We start from the raw sequence: 18,329 nt of genomic DNA, 5'->3' as shown, positions 1-18,329 counted from the left end.
AGCCTCCCTTTCCCCATCCAAAGGATTATATCCGCCTAATTTTCACAATTCCGTTATTACCAACCAGTATACTATGAATTAACTTAGCACGGAACCAAAAGTACTGTCAATGGGCATTTTTTCGTGATAACCAGCTTTTAATAATCATCGTCACCAAAGCCAATAAGAGGAGCAGTGATGCTACTGCAAAAGATGCTGAAAATTGATATTCATTATACAAAATCTCAACGTGCAGCGGCAGTGTATTCGTCTCCCCGCGTATATGCCCGGATACTACAGAGACTGCACCGAACTCGCCCATGGCCCGCGCATTACACAAAATAATGCCGTATAATAAACCCCATTTAATATTAGGAAGCGTGACTCTGAAAAAGATTTGCCAACCATGTGCTCCGAGGGTAATCGCTGCCTCTTCCTCCTGTGTCCCTTGATCCTCCATCAGTGGAATTAACTCACGCGCCACAAAAGGAAATGTAACAAACAGTGTGGCCAACACGATCCCTGGAAGCGCAAATACGATCTTGATATCATGGGCGCTCAGCCAAGGGCCAAACCAACCGTTGGCGCCGAAGACGAGCACAAAGATCAGACCGCCGATGACCGGCGATACTGCAAAGGGGAGATCAATCAAGGTAATGAGAAACCCTTTGCCGCGAAAACGAAACTTGGTTACTGCCCACGCAGCTGCTACACCAAAGAAGGTGTTCAATGGTACAGTGATCGCTGCAACAAGAAGCGTCAGCCTCAGTGCGGAACGGGCATCTGGATCAGTTAGAGCAGCTATATATACGTCCCAGCCTTTTTTCAGCGCCTCTGTCAGCACTACAACCAAAGGCAGAGCAATCAGCCAAAAAAGGACTAGTCCAGCAACTCCGATCAACACCCATTTTACAACCTTGGTTTCCGTTGTCGCTGGCGAGGACGTATTCTTCTGCAGCCGAGGGGCTTGGAGTGGGACGGTGCCTGCCACAAGTTATTCCTCCTTTAAAGGGTTTTACGAAAGCATGATTAGCTTTTGAAAAATACCGAACAACGGGAAATATGAAGCGTCTTTGAGTGAATTTTGGAGTTATCGGGCGGCTGGAATCGTTCAAACAAGATTACTGGTAAATGGGTCACTTCCAAGGAATATTGGACTTCCGATCGCTGTTATCCTCAGATTTCCTGATTTGAACCGCTGTCCGCGGTAGAAATCCGAGGATAAAGGCGAACGCTAACGCTTCTACAGTTCCAATATTCCTCTCCGTTCCTTTCTTACCAGTTATCTGGTTCAAAACTTCGAGATCGCTATCGCTCCTCTAAAAGAAAATTCACTCTGCGAATCCTCAATTTCCCTTGGGATTCCGCATTTTACGGAAGCAAGTATGCTTCGTAAAATAAAGTCGTCATTTACCTGTTCGGTTATAGCTTCGCTAAGAATCGCTCAGCAAAACAAAACTTCCAAATTAAATACTTGCAATATAGAGAGTCAAAACCTAAAGACCTACCGAGAAGTCTTACGCACCCAACGCTGGAGCGTATTAATAACTAACAGCATTAAGAAGGAAATGAGCAGCAGCAGCAACGCTACGGCAGTAGCACCAGCGTAATCATACTGCTCCAGTTTAGACATAATAAGCAAGGGAGCAATCTCCGTTCTCATCGGCATATTACCGGAGATGAACACGACAGAACCGAATTCACCAATACCACGGGCAAATGCCAAAGCAAAGCCTGTTAACAGCGGAGGGAACAACTCTGGCAATACCACTGAACGAAAGGTTCTCCAGCGGCCTGCACCAAGGGTTGCTGAGGCTTCCTCCATATCCCGATCCAAATCCTCCAGCACCGGCTGTACCGTTCGCACGACGAACGGTATCCCAATGAACATTAAGGCAAGGGTAATGCCAAGCGGGGTAAATGCCACCTTTAATCCCAGCGGCTCAAGCCACGCTCCGATCCAGCCGTTTGTCGCATAAAGAGCCGTCAAGGAGACACCAGCTACAGCTGTCGGTAAAGCAAACGGAAGATCGATCAGCGCATCAAATATTCTTTTGCCCGGAAATTCATATCGTACCAGTACCCATGCCAGCAAAAGACCTAGAATAGCATCGACAAAAGCAGCAGCCGCTGCCGTAGATAGGCTGACACGATACGAAGCCAATACGCGCGGATCGGTAGCTACATCCCAGAATTTCGCCCAGCTCAGTCCAGTAGAATTGAACAATAGCGCTGAGAGCGGCAAGAGTACTACAAGACTCAGGTAAAGTACGCTGTACCCCATCGTTATTCCAAAACCGGGCAGTATCTTTCTCCGAGTTGTCGCCGGTGCAGCTGTAGTAGTTGCGGTGACATTCATCCCCTATTCATCCTTTCTCGCCTTCGGCAGGTTAGCCGATCAGCCCCTTACTAGGGACAAATCTCTAAAAGCAAAGTAATAATCCCATTTTATTAATCTGTTATTTAGCACCCGGCACATAGATCTTGTCAAAGATCCCGCCATCGTTAAAATGCTTCTCTTGTGTTTCTTTCCAGGTTCCAAATTTATCAGACAGTGTGAATAGCTTAATTTCCGGGAACTTATCTTTATATTGTTCTTTCACGCTTTCTAGCGTTGGACGGTAGTAGTTCTCAGCCGCGATTTTTTGTCCTTCCTCCGTATAGAGATACTTCAAGTAAGCCTCGGACACCTCACGCGTATTTCTTTTATCCACAACCTTATCTACTATTGCTACCGGCGGTTCAGCCAGGATACTTTCAGATGGATTTACGATATCGAATTTATCCGGACCGAGCTCTTCTACAGAAAGATAAGCTTCATTCTCCCAAGCAATCAGCACATCGCCAATTCCACGCTCTACAAAAGTGGTCGTCGAACCGCGCGCCCCCGTATCCAGCACTGGAACATGTTTGAACAGTTCTTTTACAAATTCCTCAGCCTTAGCTTCATCGTTATTGTTGTGGTCTAACGCATAACCCCACGCCGCCAAGTAGTTCCAACGTGCACCACCTGATGTTTTCGGATTTGGTGTAATCACTTCTACGCCTTCCTTGAGCAGATCCGGCCAATCTTTGATTCCTTTCGGATTCCCTTTGCGTACTAGGAACACGATTGTTGAGGTATAAGGTGAACTGTTATGATCAAATTTACTTTGCCAGCCTTCATTGATAAGACCCTTTTCCTGCAATGCGTCAATATCATATCCAAGGGCCAGTGTGACCACATCCGCTTCCAGACCATCAAGCACTGCACGGCTTTGTTTACCTGATCCACCGTGAGATTGCTTAATTGTGACCTTCTGTCCCGTTTCTTTTTCCCAGTAAGCTGCAAAAGCCTTATTATAGTTCTCGTATAGCTCACGAGTAGGATCATAGGAGACGTTGAGCAGTTCTACCGGATCTTTGAATGGCGCCTTTGTAGCTTCTGCAGCATTCGTAGCCTCCGCTGTATTAGTTGTTGCTGGTGAGTTCGTTGCCGAACTAGCACTATTTCCGCTATTGTTATTGCCGCCGCAAGCCGCAGTAAGTCCTGCCGTCAGCAACAAGGTAAATCCTACAAGAAGCCCTTTGTTCATTTTTCTCTTCATCATTTCCACTCCCCCATGTTTTTCTTGCCATCATTTCATTCTTAAAATATAAGAAAGTATAAGTTTCACGTTATACATTTTCCTTATATTTCTCGCTTAAACGCTTATAGTCCTTATTAGGAGGCCGAGGCGTTTATGCTTGCAGGTAACAAAAAGAACGGAGGAAAGCCCACGTATGGCAGGTCAAACCGGTCCTATGACACGTGTCTGCGAGCCTAATGCGAGCGTCCCTCCGTCTGTACGGTAAGAACTTTCTTCGATTATTCCTATCTACTTAGTTGGTTATATGGATATAATACTGAAACCCTTTAACTGTGTCAAACCTTTTTTTCCAACCAATGACAAAGGAATCTTGTGAGTCCCACGCTATACAGGCAATGGTGTGGGTTCCTGTAAGATCCACTTGTTATTGATGCTATAAAGTAATATTATTGCTACAGCTTATGGTCTAGAGAAAATTACCGCTTAATGTCGGGAGTGAGAATCATGGGTATGGATTTAGAGTACGTCCCTGCGCCGATAAGACCACGGCTTCACAGGCGAATGACTCAAGAATTTAAACGAAGAGTTAGGGGAACTTACCGTTATGATACAACGGTCTGGAGGACAGCAATCGCTGGTCTTTGGATCGTTTGCTTTTTGGCTTTCACGACTGCTGTATTAGGTATACCTACTGGGTTAGGGGTGCCCACAGATATTGCACTTGCTGCAGGTACGAGCACCATTCTGCTGGCCATTGCCAGCAATATCATAGCCGTACTGATCGCGTTGACCGGACTTCGCATCCCACGATTATTCGCAGGCTGTGTATTGAGCGATTTTGGAGCTATTCTACTAATCTTATATTACGCTGATTTTGAGATTGAAGCAGCGGCACTCATTGCTGTCCTTCTGTCACTACTAGGTGCGTTAGGCGGTTTGGCTATCGGTCTGCTGCGCAGCAAAAGAGTAACACTGGGACTTCTGCTTACCATTACGGTAACTTTTTCCCAACTGGCTCTGGCAAACGGAGTGCAGGAACTTCCTACTTTGGAGCCTATTGATGTCAGTGATTCGGATGTAATTCCACTGACTGCCTCCGATCCGGCACAACCTGGCAATCAAGCTTATCAGTCCTTCACCTATGCCAACGGTAAGGATTTGCACCGAACGGAATACGGCAAGGATGCAAATGTGATCTCTTCTACAGTAGATGCTTCTGCTTATATTAAGAATTGGTCAAAACTGCGCACTTTATTCTGGGGATTCGATTATAATGCACTTCCACTTAATGGTCGTGTATGGATGCCTGAGGGCGAAGGTCCCTATCCGGTAGTGTTGATGGTGCACGGAAATCACATGATGGAAGATTACTCTGACGGAGGGTATGCTTATCTCGGTGAACTCTTGGCCAGTCGAGGGTTTATCGCAATTTCCCTGGATGAGAATTTCCTCAACTATTCGGCTTGGTCTGGTATTCCGGACAATGATTTTAAAGTACGAACCTGGATCATTCTGAAACATCTGGAACAGCTTGCAGATTTCTCAGAACAACCGGGCAATCCTTTTTATCAGAAAATAGATTTCACAAAAACCGCCCTGCTCGGTCATAGCCGCGGTGGACAAGCTGTTGCTATGGCTGCAGATGCCGATCGCTGGTTCAAAAATGATCCCGTTATGAAGGCAGTAGATCGTTTTAATATAACCTCTGTAGTCGCCCTTGCCCCAACGGACAAAGCGATAGACGATCAGCAAGCCCGTCTCAAGGATGTTAACTATTTGACTCTGCAAGGGGCTCGCGATGGGGATGTACATGATTTCTATGGTGATCGACAGTATATACGTACTTCCTATTCCCAAGGGTCCTCCGCTTTCAAAAGCTCGCTGTATATTGCGGACGCCAATCACAGTCAGTTCAACAGCGATTGGGGTGCCTATGATCAGACATTACCTGCTGGACTCTTTTTAAATCGAGCGCAAATTATGGAAGCAGATAAACAGCGGCAAATCGCAAAAGTCTATGTATCAGCTTTTCTGGAGACTACCTTACATGGAAAAGACGAATACCAGAGCTTGTTCCGGGATTACCGCAGCGGACTGAAATGGCTACCGGATACTACTTACTACAGTCGATTCCAGGATGGCGGATATCGGCCAGTAGCCACATTTGACGAGGATCGCAACAAGAATACCGTTGATCTTGGAACAGCAGAAGCTTCCGGATTATCCTGGTCGGAAGAGCTCGCGAAGGATCGTGAATCTAAGAGTAAAGGCACCTATGGTGTCGTTCTTGAACGGACAGCCAAAAAAGACGAGGACGCCTATTACAACATTAAGCTTAAAGACAGTGTTGTTACTGAAATGGCCCTTTCAGACGCAGACGGTCTTACGTTCTCCTTAGCAAACCTCAATGGTGATATTAAGGATGAATTAAATATTCCGCTACCTCCGAATGTAGAGGTGGAATTAACCGACAAAAATGATACCTCAGCACGCTTGCCGCTAAGTGAGGTAATGGATATTCTTCCACTGCCGCAAACTCAATTCACGTTATTCCCATGGCTTGAAGAACGGATTAATGATGGGAAATACGGTGATCTATCCGAAGCTGTTTTTCAAACCTATGAGATGCCTTTCGAACAGTTTCAAGAGGAAGAACCCGAGCTAGAGCCTGAGAACCTGACGGAAATCACCTTCTACCTTGAAGCTGAGGGAGATAAAATCATGCTAGATGACATTGGCTTCTACGATTTAGGAATTCGAAACACGTTTTAAGGTATCTTGCCATTATACCAATAAGGCCTTCCCCTCAGCACATGTAGAGCTGAGGGGAAGGCCTTTTATTTTGATGGGTTACGGGGAATAGCCCCTAATATTGAAACATACAATAACCTATTCCCAGCCTACAAGGCTTGAATACAGACTGGTGTCTTTATCTTCAGCTCATTCCCTGTAGGAATTAATCTGCCACTGTCACTATCGATGGAGAACGAAGTAATAATGTCGCTATTTTGATTCGCAGCGAGCAGCTTGCCGCCAATGATGGCGAAATTACGCGGAGTACGTCCGCCTGTAACCTGCCAATCTACCGCTTCAAGATGACCTGTTGAACCCTCAATATGGAACAAGGCGATACTGTCTTGTCCCCGGTTCGAGACATACAAGAATTTACCGCATGGCGATACATGAATATCGGAAGCTGTATCATCACTACCCGCAATGTATTGCTCTGGAAGCGTGCTAACATGCTCTAAAATGCTGAGGTTCCCATTCTGCTCATCATTAGCAAATACCGTTACTGTACAGTTTAGTTCATTCGCCAGGTAAATCCATTGTCCTGAAGGGTGTACCGCCAGATGGCGGGGGCCTGAACCAGGTGGGAGATTAATCTCCCGATGCTTAGACAGCTTACCTTCTTCAAGGCGATAAATCAGGATTTGATCCAGTCCCAAATCGCAAACCAGTATATGCTTTCCGCTTCCATCCGGAATGACGGAGTGTGGATGCGGAGCCTCCTGACGGTCTTCACGAATTCCTGAACCTACATGCTTCACTTGGTCAGACATAACCTGAAGCGAGCCATCCTCATTTACAGGAAATACGTTAGCGTTGCCACCGGAATAATTAGAGACAAATATGTAATCTTGCTTAGGACTGATGGAGACATAACAAGGAGCGCCGCCTTCCGTAGGACGACTTCCAAGTGGACTCAGCGCTTTAGTAACAGGATCAATAGCAAAAGCATAGACCTCGCCCTCATCCTTCTCACTAACCGCATAGAGCACGCTTCCTGTGCTGTTTACTGCTAAAAACGATGGATTCTCAATGCCCTTTGTACCCTCAAGAATCTTCATTTCCCCTGATGAAGGACTAAGCGAGCATAATAGAATAGCTTCCTCACCTTCAGGGTTATACGTTCCCACATAAAACAATACCTCATTAGGCCGTTCCATAGTAGCGACTCCTTTGTTTGTATAAAGTGTATTTACTTCTTAATTACCCTTTACTGATAGCATCTTACTCAGTATTTCATAATATTTTTTCACTATAGCATGTTTATAGTTGTAATACATTATCGAGTTGAATTTTGAGCCCACTTCCTAACAATTCCGGTAGAAGTAAGTTTTTACAAGTGGTTTAAACATGATTGGCAAGGTTAATAGTAGACATCGAAAACAACAAAACGAAGGAGTTGAAGTAACATGAGTTTTTTATGGATGTTAATTGTTGGTGGGATTATTGGTTGGTTAGCGGGTCTGATTATGGGCAGAGATATTCCAGGCGGGGTTATTGGTAACATTATCGCAGGTATTATCGGTTCATGGCTCGGCGGCGTGCTTCTGGGAAGCTGGGGACCTAAAGTAAGTGATTTCTACTTCTTCCCTTCATTGATCGGGGCCGTTGTTCTGATCTTTATCGTCAGCCTTATTCTTCGCTCAACAAGCGGACGCAGCCGTTCATAAGCTAGACCGAACTAATATTATCGGGCTACTTCCCTAAATGAATATTTATGCTAAAAAATAGCAGGTCTAGGCGGTTTAGCCTTGATCTGCTATTTGGTGTTTTCGGCTCCTTTCTACTTAAAGTAGTTTGCAGTGCTTTTCATGGAGTTACTACCTCCGTACAGCGGCTACACTTCAATGTTCTGCCATCGTTTTTCTGTTATAATGAAGATACAAGTGACTCAAATCATAGAGAGGTCGTGAATCATGGGTAGCATTAACCCCTCACTCCTACATATCGGCTCCACTATAGGGACCTTGCTCATGGCGCTAATGGTTATTTTTATTCGTCTTAAAGCTAGCGCACGTCCGGTTACCATTCGAAAAATATGGATTCCGCCTCTAGGTATGTCGACCGGCTTTGCCATGTTCGTTGTACCTGAAGTTAGGTTTCCTTTATGGTGGGCAGCGCTCGCCTTTCTGATCGGCTGGTTCATCTTCGCGTATCCTCTAATACGCAGTACAAACTTCGAACAACGGGATGGACAAATCTATGCTCAGCGTTCTAAGAGCTTTGCTTTCATCCTGCTCGGACTTCTTCTAGTCCGCACCTTACTTCATGAATTTATTAATAGTTATGTTTCTATCCCACAGTCCGGCGGATTGTTCTTTATCTTGGCCTTCGGGATGATTGTTCATTGGAGATTCTTTATGTACAAACGTTATAAGGTAATGACTTCCTCGGAGACACAATCCCTACAGTCATAAGTATATATTGTTATTCCAAGAAGCCATTTCAATCCAATTGATTGAGATGGCTTTTTACTATTGAACGCCTTGGAGTAAAAAAATCATTTTTTCTGTGTCCGATGTTAGGTAACTTGCGGAGGGATACGTTAAAATATATGCATATCTAACGATAGAGAGTGAGGTCAAGGCAATTGAAAAGTAAATCGAGAAAAGTCGCCATCGTCGGTTCCGGAATGGTCGGTTCCAGCTGCGCCTACTCCATGGTCAATCAGGCGATTTGTGATGAGATCATGATGATCGACCGCACCTATGACCGTGCTATGGCACAAGCACTTGATCTCTCGCACTGCATGGATTTCACCAACACACGCACAAAGGTGTATGCCGGAACCCATAGCGACTGTGCAGGAATGGATGTAGTTATCCTGACTGCTGGCGCCAATCCAACGGCGGGACAGACAAGATTGGATGTTCTGGAAGCCTCTGCGGTAATTACTAGAGAAATTATCACCAACATCATGGCTGGGGGATTCGATGGAATATTCGTAGTCGCCGCTAATCCAGTCGATATTGTCACTTATATGGTATGGAAAATATCAGGGCTGCCCCGCCACAGAATTATTGGTACGGGAACCTCCATTGACTCCTCACGCCTAAAAACACTACTGTCCGATGTTTTCTCTATTGATCCGCGCAGCGTTAACGGCTACGCGCTCGGAGAACATGGTGAATCCCAGTTTGTAGCTTGGTCACATGTGACGATTGGCGGCAAGCCTATCCTGCAAATTATGGAGCAGCATCGCGAGCGGTTCCAGCATCTGGATCTGGAGGATATCTCCCGCAAGACCAAAGACGCGGGCTGGGAGATATTCACCAAAAAAGGCTCTACACATTTCGGTATTGGCAGCGCACTGGCCTACATTACTCGCTCCATCCTGAATGATGAGCACAAGATCATTGCCGTATCTGCAATTCTGGACGGAGAGTACGGGCAAAGTGGTGTATGTACCGGTGTGCCTGCCATTATTGGCAGTACTGGCATTCAAGAACTGCTCGAGCTTAACCTAAACACTGAAGAAGCAGCGAAATTCGACGCCTCCTGCAGCATTGTACGCGCAGGTATTGAGAGTCTGCACTTGGAAGACAACCCCCTTTAAACAAAAGAAATCGCTCTTTGGGATCAGTAAGTAACACCAATACCCTAAAGAGCGATTTTTTTATCCTTGATCTTTAACCTTTAATGCTCGAATACTGTTCAGTACAGCTAACACGGTTACCCCAACGTCTGAGAATACGGCTTCCCACATCGTGGCGATCCCAAATGCACCGAGGACAAGAAATATAGCTTTAACGCCTAAAGCAAAGATAATATTCTGCCATACAATCATCCGTGTGCGCTTAGAAATTCCGATAGCTACAGCAATCTTAGATGGTTCATCAGTCATAATAACGATATCTGCCGCTTCAATCGCTGCATCCGAGCCCAGTCCACCCATTGCGATCCCCACATCTGCTCTAGCCAGTACCGGGGTATCATTAATTCCATCACCGACAAAAATAATTTTCTCACGATGTGACTTTTCACGATCCAGCTTCTCGATGGCCTCTACCTTATGCTGCGGTAAAAGCTCCGCGTGTACCTCATCTACACCTAACTGCTTCCCAACAGCTTCAGCTACGGAAGAAGCATCGCCAGTAAGCATCACCGTCTTGCGGATGCCAAGTTTTTTGAGCGTCTGAATGGCCTGCAGTGAGTCCTCCTTCACTTCATCAGCAATCACCAGATATCCTCCATACTGATGATCCACTGCGATGTGAACTACTGTACCACTCTGCTCTGGCACCTCATAAGCTATACCCTCTCGCTCCATCAGACGCGCGTTACCTGCAAGGACCGTCTTACCTTCAATCGAAACCTCAATTCCGTGACCAGAGATTTCATTGTAATTGGAGATCGCTTCCTTAGAAATCTGTTCTCCATAAGCCGTCCGAATCGATTCGGCAATCGGGTGATTCGAATGGCTCTCCGCATAAGCGGCTATTCGCAGCAATTCATCCTTAGAGTTACCACCCGACGGATAAATTCCAGTGACCTTAAACTGCCCCTTGGTCAACGTTCCTGTCTTATCAAAGACAACTACTTTCACATCATTTAATGCTTCAAGGTAGTTACTTCCTTTGATTAGAATTCCACTGCGTGAAGCTGCACCAATTCCTCCGAAGAAACCGAGTGGAATTGAGACCACAAGCGCACACGGACAGGAGATTACGAGAAATACAAGCGCCCGGTAAATCCAATCTGAAAAGGTTGCCCCGCTAATCACTAGCGGAGGAACGACAGCCAGCAGTACAGCTGTGATCACTACTATAGGTGTGTAAGCCCGTGCAAATTTAGTAATGAAGTTCTCCGTTTTCGCCTTGTTGCTCGAAGCATTCTGCACCAGTTCCAGAATTTTAGATACAGCTGATTCTCCAAAGGTCTGCGTGACTTGCATAGTAATAACACCGTTCCGATTAATAAACCCACTTAATACCGTACTTCCCGGTCCAGCCGAACGCGGTACAGATTCCCCGGTAAGTGCTGATGTATCCATCATGGCGCTCCCCTCAAGGATCGTTCCGTCCAGAGGTACCTTTTCACCCGGTTTCACAACAATCAAATCACCGATCGCCACTTCCTCAGGGGAGACTCGTTTAAGATCATTTCCAAGCTTAAGGTAAGCAAATTCAGGACGGATATCCATAAGTGCCGTGATAGATCGGCGTGAACGGTTTACTGCCAGACCTTGGAACAGTTCTCCGATTTGGTAAAAAAGCATAACCGCTACACCCTCTGGATACTCACCAATCGCAAAGGCACCGATGGTTGCGAGAGCCATCAAGAAATTCTCATCGAACACCTGACCCCGGATAATGTTCTTCACTGCTTGCCAGACGACCTCACTACCCACGATGAGATAGGCTGCTAAGAAAATCAGTAGTTCTACTACACCCTCGACCGGTAAGAATATTCCGGCAAGAGCGAGTATGCCACCGCCACCTAACCGCAGTAGAATCTTACGGGTATCGCCTTCCCCATGCTCGTGACTGTGACCATGGCTATGGCCATCCGCATCATCATGCTTATGTCCGTCTGCAGCCTGATGATCGTGGTCATGTCCATGTTTTTGATCATGTTGATGACTACTGTTATTATGCGGCTTGCGACTACCCGAAACCTTCTCTTTCACATTTACATGGGGCTCAAGTGCTTTCACCGTTTTCTTTGCTTCAACAATCGCTGACTCCTCATAACCTGCGGCGGTTTCCATCGTCATTGTCTTCGTAACAAAATTAACAGAGCAAGACGATACGCCTTCAATCTTCTTCACTTTATCTTCAATTTTCATTGCGCAATTGGCGCAATCTAAGCCTTCTAATTCCCACTGACGTTTTACTTTTCCTTGCATCGTATCCATACGGCACATCTCCTCAAATAAAAACCATATATGAGCACTTGTTCATATGTTATCTTATTGCTATTATATTCCCTTTATTTTTGAAGGTCAATACGTGATATGCACCATTTTTCTCCGTTTCCATAAAAATTAAATAAATTGACCTTTTCACGAAAATATGTAAAATTATGCATGATCACTTTCTAGATGGATTGGCAACTGAAAGATAAAGAAAGGATGAATGCAGACCATGTCAAAGCTAGCCAAAACGTCTTCTTTTTCACAGAAATACCCTGTTTGGACCGTTGTTATTATTGAGGTGTTGTTACTTTTAGCGGTATCAGCCGCCGGGACTTACGCCACACTTAAAGAGCTATCGTATACCGCTCCAGTACTGATCTCCTTTATTCCAATTGCTCTTGTACTACTCATCTACTTCACGGTTAAGAACAAATGGAGTGATCTTGGCTTCCGTCCTCTGAACACCATATCTTCTGGGAATTGGATCTATTATGCACCTCTATTGGTCATCCTGATCACCATATCCTTTAAAGGTTTTCGTGAAATCAGTACGTCTGAGGTATTGTTCTTTATCTTTTTCACCCTGCTTGTAGCTTTTGTGGAAGAGAGTATCTACCGCGGATTGATTTTCAAGACTTTGCTCAGTAAGGGTGCTACAACGGCAGTAATTACTTCAAGTATTCTATTCTCTATTACCCACTTACTTAATGCCTTATCTGGTACAGACATCACTCAAGTCCTTCTACAGCTCGTATATGCTCTTCTGATCGGCTTTGTGCTTTCTTTATTGATGTTGAAAAATAATAATATTGTTCCGCTGATATTGTTTCATTTTGTACATAATCTGATTCAGTTTGTTGGTAACGATAATACAAGCGATTATATAGGAATTGATCTGCTCATTCTCCTGGTGCTCGCTGCTCAATGTGTCTGGCTAGTATTATCCTTTAGAAAACCAAACATGACGAAGAACCTAAATCAAGCTGGTTAATCGACACCATTCCTTTAAGAAGAGCATATTCATCGCAAACCCACTGCGACATAATAAGAAAAGGGAATCCCAAGCGCCTGAAACGGCTGTTGGAATTCCCTCTTTTTTTTGCTTCCCTAGCTATTCGTGACGGACATGTTCATGTGTCTGCAGAAAGATCTGCTCTACATGCGCATCATTGAGCGAATAGAATACCGTCTTCCCTTCTTTACGACGCTTCACAATTCGTAAATTCCGTAAATAACGGAGCTGATGGGATATCGCAGATTGGCCCATATCAAGGATCACAGACAAATCGTGTACACATAATTCTTTCTGGGACAAAGCGTAAATGAGCCGCACTCGTGTTGGATCACCCAACGCCTTGAACATCTCTGCCATTTTATCCGTTATTCCTCGGTCAGGCAGGATCAATGCAATGGATTCCGGTTCAAGCTCCGAACCCTTGCATGTATTATCGCAATCCTCTAATGCCGTTGGCTCCATGCTATCGCCCTCCTCCACCAGCTAGTTAGCTTTGCTGATTGTTTTCTTCAATTATATGAAAACCAGCTCTGGATGTCCATTGAGAAGGCGTGTATACACTCCGAGTTGCATATCAGACCGCTTTACGATAAAAGGAGATCAGTCCTGCCATAAAAAAGACAATGAAGCTTCCGCCCACTACCATCATCAGCGTTTCGAACGGTAAATTAAAAGCCCCAAACGTGTCATCACCATACGGCATCATTGCCAACATCGGTTGTACCCAAGGATAATAAGGACCATAGGTTGAAGAATTGGCGATCAGCATATTGGGAATGGTCAGACTCACATTAAGCGCCAGCGGTGCGCCGAAACTGCTCCAGCCTTGAGAGATAGCCAGCTGCAGTGCAGCGAGTGGCAGACAGGCAACAAAGCCGCCAAATACCGAGCTAAGTAGCAGCGACCAAGGGATTGAACCCGGAATATCTCGGAATAAACCCATTCCCAGCACCATCACCAGGAACGTTAGTTGGACCGCAGCCAGCAATCCGATAATCATCACATATTTTGAAAGGTATACTGATAACCGAGTCACAGGCAGAGACAGCAACATCTTCCAGCCCCCGTCATGATGTTCATAACGACAGATCAGCGCGGCGAAAATACCCGAGAGTACAGGTAGAAACAGCAAGGCATGCATCATGGACATCACATTTAACAGCAGTTCCCAACTCATCTTCTCCCCTTCGTTATCTGCCAATGCCCCGGGAAGTAATGCTAAAATCGGACTGCCTATAACTAAAAGCCAGACATATGATTTAGACATTTTTAATCGTTCTGAGGATAATACTCTCCAAAATGAATTCATCGTTAATCCACATCCTTTCGTGCGAAGTGCAGTGCACCCGGCAAAAGAATCAGCAGCCCCAGCAGCAACCCTGCGCCGCTAAATAAGAGACGATGAGAAGAGTCCCAAGCCATATAGGGCCATGTTAAGGGAACCCATTCTGAAAGTAACATAGAAAAGATAGATACCAGAGATAAGGTAATCCCCAGAGCGACCGGCAATGTCTGATTTCGGTTAGCCAGAGAAAGCCACAGCTGCAAGGCAATTACCGGCAACGCCGCGATATAGGACATAAAACCAATTCGTAACACATCCAAATAAGGAATCAGTTCTACCTTGAAGCCCAAAACAAGCCCTAAACCAACTGTACCCACCGAAAGCAGCAAACAAGAAACCGCCACTAGCACCAAACATAACACCAGCTTAGCCATAAATACTGAAGTACGTGAGATAGGTAGCGCCAAGAGCTGCTTCCACGAGCTCATCTGATGTTCTACATTTGCAATCAACGAGCATACTAAGGTCCCTCCGAGAAAAAGAGCAATGGGCACAAATGCAGCCACATTGTTCAGAAGTCCACCCCATAAATCCGCGCTATACTGCTCGCGAAGATAATCATAACGAAGGCCGAAGTTCAAGCCTTGCATGGCTACAAGTCCAAGCGGTCCAAGAAACACTAGAAACCAGAGTCCCTTGCCACGGATTTTGAGCCAATCCGCCGACAGTGCCCTCCACATCATGATTCCTCTCCTCCTACAACCTGCAGGAAGAAGTCCTCAAGTGATTGTCTCCGCTCCTCTACACGATAAATAGCATGCCCATTCTCTACCAAGGCTTTGACTAGCAAGGCAACTCTTGCATCGATCATCCGGGAGAAGACTAGCTTTTGGTCTTGAAGTAGCCCTGCGTACCCCCGTTCTTCAGCAAGACGAAGCGCGGCCTCCGGGTCCGAGACTGCTAAACGCATTTCTCCCCCGGCTTGCCGCTGCAGATTCGTTATACTATCTTGGTACACCATTTGCCCTTGACGAATGATCCCTACGGTATCCGCCATTTGCTCAATTTCACTAAGCAAGTGACTGGATACTACGACAGTAATCCCTTGCTCCTGCGGCAATCGTTTAATCAGTCCGCGAATTTCCTGAATCCCAGACGGGTCAAGTCCATTCGTCGGCTCATCCAGAATAAGCAGCTCCGGTTCCCCGAGCAAGGCAGCAGCGATACCTAGTCTCTGCTTCATCCCGAGGGAGAAGCCTTTAACCGGGCGCTTCTCTTCCCCTGTTAAGGAAACAATATCAAGCACCTCAGCAATCCGTGACTTCGGAGCACCAAGAATACGCCGGATGGCTTCAAGATTATCCACAGCGCTTAAGTGCCCGTAATAGGATGGAGACTCTACAAGCGACCCTACCTTCCGCAAAATTTGCAGTTTATGCTTGCGAAGATCCTGGCCGAATACTTCAATCCCTCCTGATGTTGGAGTGATCAGTCCAAGCAGCATACGAATTGTTGTTGTTTTCCCTGCCCCGTTTGGGCCAAGAAAGCCATAGATTTCTCCCTTGCGGATGTTCAAATTTAAATTTTCCACCGCAGCCCGGCCACGGTATTTTTTTAATAAATCCTTCGTTTCAATCACTGTTTCTTTCATGTTCCTCACCTCGGTAATTAGCATAACGTCCCAAGGTTAAGAACAAGGCGGCACGAAGTTTAAGTTTTGTTTAAATTTCATCCCGTGGATTGAAGATTACAATAGAGGTGCCATCTCCTGTACTCTCCATATCCCACTCTAACTCCATATGCTTCATTAACAGATCCACGATGGACAGCCCTAATCCTGCCCCTTTGTAATCGGATGGACTCTGGATACCTCTACCGTGATCCGTTATCAAAATAACGCGTTGCCCATTACGGGACTCCGTAGAAATCCCTACATAAAGACCGCTGTTGGCATGACGTACAATATTCTGAAACAGATTATCAAGAATACGGCGGAACCACACCTCATCCACCATCCAGATTAGTGGTTCAGCTTCGAGATCAATATCGATCTCGAAGCCCTCTTTTTCCCATACGGGGTACCAAGCAGCGGCACTTTCCCGCAACAAACGCAGGACATCTTTACGTTCCGGCTTTAAGGTAATCCTTCCGCTGCTCAGTAAATTGTAGGATAAAAGATTCTCGATCAAGACGCTAAGATCCGCAATACGCTCATCCATAAGCTGTAGGGACTGTTGACCTTTTGGAGTTAAGCTCTCCTTAGTCATTACATGAATGTGGCTGCGGATGACTGTAAGCGGCGTACGCAAATCATGAGATAGGTTGGATACTAAACGCTTTCGCAGCTCCTCTTCTTCTAATTCCCTGCGTCGACTTTCGTCAAGCTTTACGACCATCGTATTAAAGGCTTCCTCCAATCGGCCAATCTCGTCCAGTTTGCCTGTCGCTATAGGTCTAGGCATTCTATCTGGACCCGTAATGGTCATCGCCGTTTGTAGCTGTAGTAGCCGTTTGCGTATTTTTTTAAAGAACAGCAAAGAAACCAGTGCGAACCCTCCAAAAAGTACAAAGAGCACAAAATAATACAAAGCCCAAGCCCCGACTCCCCCATAAGCCCCTTTGTTAAGCAGCTTGTTTGGAATTTGCATTACCATAAACCCTTTACCCGCATCCGCTCGATCTCCCATGAAGGCGACAATGGCTAAAGGATCACGCTTTGTACTTTCTTTCATAAAAAAAATAGCCTCAGCCGCAGTCCACTGCTCCGGAACTCCGCTGCCATGGTCCGGATTGCCTTCATCAGGTGTAAGAATCAACTGGGTCATTCCCTGCCCATCTACCCAAAACATAGTAGCCTCAGTGTATTTCTGGCTCAGTTCATGTAGCCGCTCATTTATGCCTTCCGAAGAAGCATCTTCCAATTGAAGCGCCTCTTTATGCCACATGGTCTCCAGCGCTGCAACACTCGAATACAGAGAGGTGTCTACAGGTGGAGCCCCTTTAGTCACTTCATTAACCATATTGTAGAGAACAAAAGATAACGGCAGGACCACAGGGATAAAAAGCAGTGCAGAAACAATAATAAGCAAATATCCCGATAACAAAGAGGAGTTACGCTGCTTACGAATGCGCCCTAACTCCCTCATGCTCTTACTCGATATCCGATCCCGCGGACCGTTTCTATAATTTCCGGATTGCCCGGATCAAGTTCTAGCTTTTCGCGCAAATACCGAATATGTACCATTAGCGTTTTATCCCCTTCGATATAGCTCTCCCCCCAGACCGTTTCATAGATCTGCTCCTTCGTCATAATCTGACCAAGATGACGCAGCAAATAAGAAAAAATCTGAAACTGCTTACCCGTAAGCATGATTTCTTCCTGTGTCTGAGCATTTATCACTCGGTTATCCCCTTCATAGACGACTAAGTGCTTAAGCGCGAGTGAATCCTGCACTGCTGCTCCATTCCGTCTAAGCAGCACCTCAATACGGGCTGCCAATTCATCCGGATGAAAAGGCTTGGTCAAATAATCGTCCGCGAACTCAAGGCCCTGCAGCTTGTCATCAATCGAGGTTCGGGCTGAGAGCATCAGAATCGGCAGCTTTGGGTACACCCGCTTCAAGCGTTGGCCGACAGTAAATCCATCCAAACCCGGAAGCATAACGTCCAGAATAGCCAAATGACAAGGCGCTGCTTCCTCCGTCGCTCCCTCCCCGCTCCGCAGCCAACGTACACTATAACCACGATCACTTAAATCCGCAGACACGACGCTGCCGATTTCATGATCATCTTCAATATATAACAGAGTAACGGTCATGTATTTTAAGTCCTCCC

Annotated in this window: 16 protein-coding genes; 5 read left to right on the top strand and 11 right to left on the bottom strand. The window is 45.8% G+C overall.

All coding sequences use genetic code 11. The annotated features are described in order from the left end of the window. Positions 1-106: 106 nt before the first annotated feature. From cysW to ACN6MV_RS02195, 3 genes are all read right to left on the bottom strand, one after another. Positions 107-970 (bottom strand): sulfate ABC transporter permease subunit CysW, encoded by an 864-nt coding sequence (cysW, locus tag ACN6MV_RS02205; protein ID WP_076116607.1) that lies wholly within the window; start codon positions 968-970, stop codon positions 107-109. A gap of 513 nt (positions 971-1,483) precedes the next feature. Beyond that, on the bottom strand, positions 1,484-2,338 hold the full coding sequence (cysT, locus tag ACN6MV_RS02200; protein ID WP_042123674.1) for a sulfate ABC transporter permease subunit CysT: 855 nt from the start codon (positions 2,336-2,338) through the stop codon (positions 1,484-1,486). A gap of 100 nt (positions 2,339-2,438) precedes the next feature. Beyond that, positions 2,439-3,566, bottom strand: coding sequence for a sulfate ABC transporter substrate-binding protein (locus ACN6MV_RS02195; RefSeq protein ID WP_419886707.1), 1,128 nt, complete (start codon positions 3,564-3,566; stop codon positions 2,439-2,441). A gap of 486 nt (positions 3,567-4,052) precedes the next feature. On the opposite strand from ACN6MV_RS02195, the gene ACN6MV_RS02190 reads away from it, so the two are divergent. Then, positions 4,053-6,320, top strand: coding sequence for an alpha/beta hydrolase family protein (locus tag ACN6MV_RS02190; protein ID WP_419885604.1), 2,268 nt, complete (start codon positions 4,053-4,055; stop codon positions 6,318-6,320). A gap of 128 nt (positions 6,321-6,448) precedes the next feature. On the opposite strand, the gene ACN6MV_RS02185 is transcribed toward ACN6MV_RS02190, so the two are convergent. Then, positions 6,449-7,498: a lactonase family protein gene (locus ACN6MV_RS02185; protein WP_339288940.1), complete on the bottom strand. Its 1,050-nt coding sequence runs from the start codon at positions 7,496-7,498 to the stop codon at positions 6,449-6,451. A 249-nt stretch (positions 7,499-7,747) separates the two neighbouring features. Here ACN6MV_RS02185 and ACN6MV_RS02180 point away from each other — a divergent pair, with 249 nt between their 5' ends. The 3 genes from ACN6MV_RS02180 (at position 7,748) to ACN6MV_RS02170 (ending at position 9,894) form a co-directional block, all read left to right on the top strand. Beyond that, positions 7,748-8,008, top strand: coding sequence for a GlsB/YeaQ/YmgE family stress response membrane protein (locus tag ACN6MV_RS02180; RefSeq protein WP_042123669.1), 261 nt, complete (start codon positions 7,748-7,750; stop codon positions 8,006-8,008). 246 nt (positions 8,009-8,254) lie between these two features. Further along, positions 8,255-8,755, top strand: a complete 501-nt coding sequence (locus ACN6MV_RS02175) for a CcdC family protein (RefSeq protein WP_076116602.1) — start codon at positions 8,255-8,257, stop codon at positions 8,753-8,755. A 173-nt stretch (positions 8,756-8,928) separates the two neighbouring features. Then, positions 8,929-9,894, top strand: a complete 966-nt coding sequence (locus tag ACN6MV_RS02170; protein WP_076116601.1) for an L-lactate dehydrogenase — start codon at positions 8,929-8,931, stop codon at positions 9,892-9,894. A 60-nt stretch (positions 9,895-9,954) separates the two neighbouring features. Here ACN6MV_RS02170 and ACN6MV_RS02165 read toward each other — a convergent pair whose 3' ends face one another. Then, a complete protein-coding gene (locus tag ACN6MV_RS02165) occupies positions 9,955-12,195 on the bottom strand; it encodes a heavy metal translocating P-type ATPase (protein WP_419885603.1) in 2,241 nt (746 codons plus the stop codon). Between the two features lie 229 nt (positions 12,196-12,424). Between ACN6MV_RS02165 and ACN6MV_RS02160 the strand changes: the two genes are divergently transcribed. Continuing rightward, positions 12,425-13,186, top strand: a complete 762-nt coding sequence (locus ACN6MV_RS02160) for a CPBP family intramembrane glutamic endopeptidase (RefSeq protein ID WP_076116597.1) — start codon at positions 12,425-12,427, stop codon at positions 13,184-13,186. A gap of 120 nt (positions 13,187-13,306) precedes the next feature. Here ACN6MV_RS02160 and ACN6MV_RS02155 read toward each other — a convergent pair whose 3' ends face one another. From ACN6MV_RS02155 to ACN6MV_RS02130, 6 genes are all read right to left on the bottom strand, one after another. After that, entirely contained in the window at positions 13,307-13,672 is a 366-nt protein-coding gene (locus tag ACN6MV_RS02155) for an ArsR/SmtB family transcription factor (protein WP_042123658.1), read from the bottom strand. A 112-nt stretch (positions 13,673-13,784) separates the two neighbouring features. Beyond that, the gene (locus tag ACN6MV_RS02150) at positions 13,785-14,519 is read right to left on the bottom strand and encodes an ABC transporter permease (protein WP_042123656.1); all 735 of its coding nucleotides are present in this window, start codon (positions 14,517-14,519) and stop codon (positions 13,785-13,787) included. Positions 14,520-14,521: 2 nt separating this feature from the next. Then, complete coding sequence (locus tag ACN6MV_RS02145) at positions 14,522-15,238, bottom strand: ABC transporter permease (protein ID WP_042123654.1); 717 nt, start codon at positions 15,236-15,238, stop codon at positions 14,522-14,524. Then, positions 15,235-16,146: an ABC transporter ATP-binding protein gene (locus ACN6MV_RS02140; RefSeq protein ID WP_042123652.1), complete on the bottom strand. Its 912-nt coding sequence runs from the start codon at positions 16,144-16,146 to the stop codon at positions 15,235-15,237. The genes ACN6MV_RS02145 and ACN6MV_RS02140 overlap by 4 nt, the downstream gene beginning before the upstream one ends. Before the next feature lie 70 nt (positions 16,147-16,216). Continuing rightward, positions 16,217-17,641: a histidine kinase dimerization/phospho-acceptor domain-containing protein gene (locus ACN6MV_RS02135; protein WP_419885602.1), complete on the bottom strand. Its 1,425-nt coding sequence runs from the start codon at positions 17,639-17,641 to the stop codon at positions 16,217-16,219. After that, a complete protein-coding gene (locus ACN6MV_RS02130) occupies positions 17,638-18,312 on the bottom strand; it encodes a response regulator transcription factor (protein WP_042123648.1) in 675 nt (224 codons plus the stop codon). Before ACN6MV_RS02130 ends, ACN6MV_RS02135 begins: the two co-directional genes overlap by 4 nt. Positions 18,313-18,329: the final 17 nt, after the last annotated feature.

It is taken from the genome of Paenibacillus sp. B-A-8 (assembly GCF_048572915.1).
GTDB lineage: Bacteria > Bacillota > Bacilli > Paenibacillales > Paenibacillaceae > Paenibacillus_AQ.
Note: the sequence above shows the minus strand (reverse complement) of the source record. Positions and strands in the feature narration are given on the sequence as shown.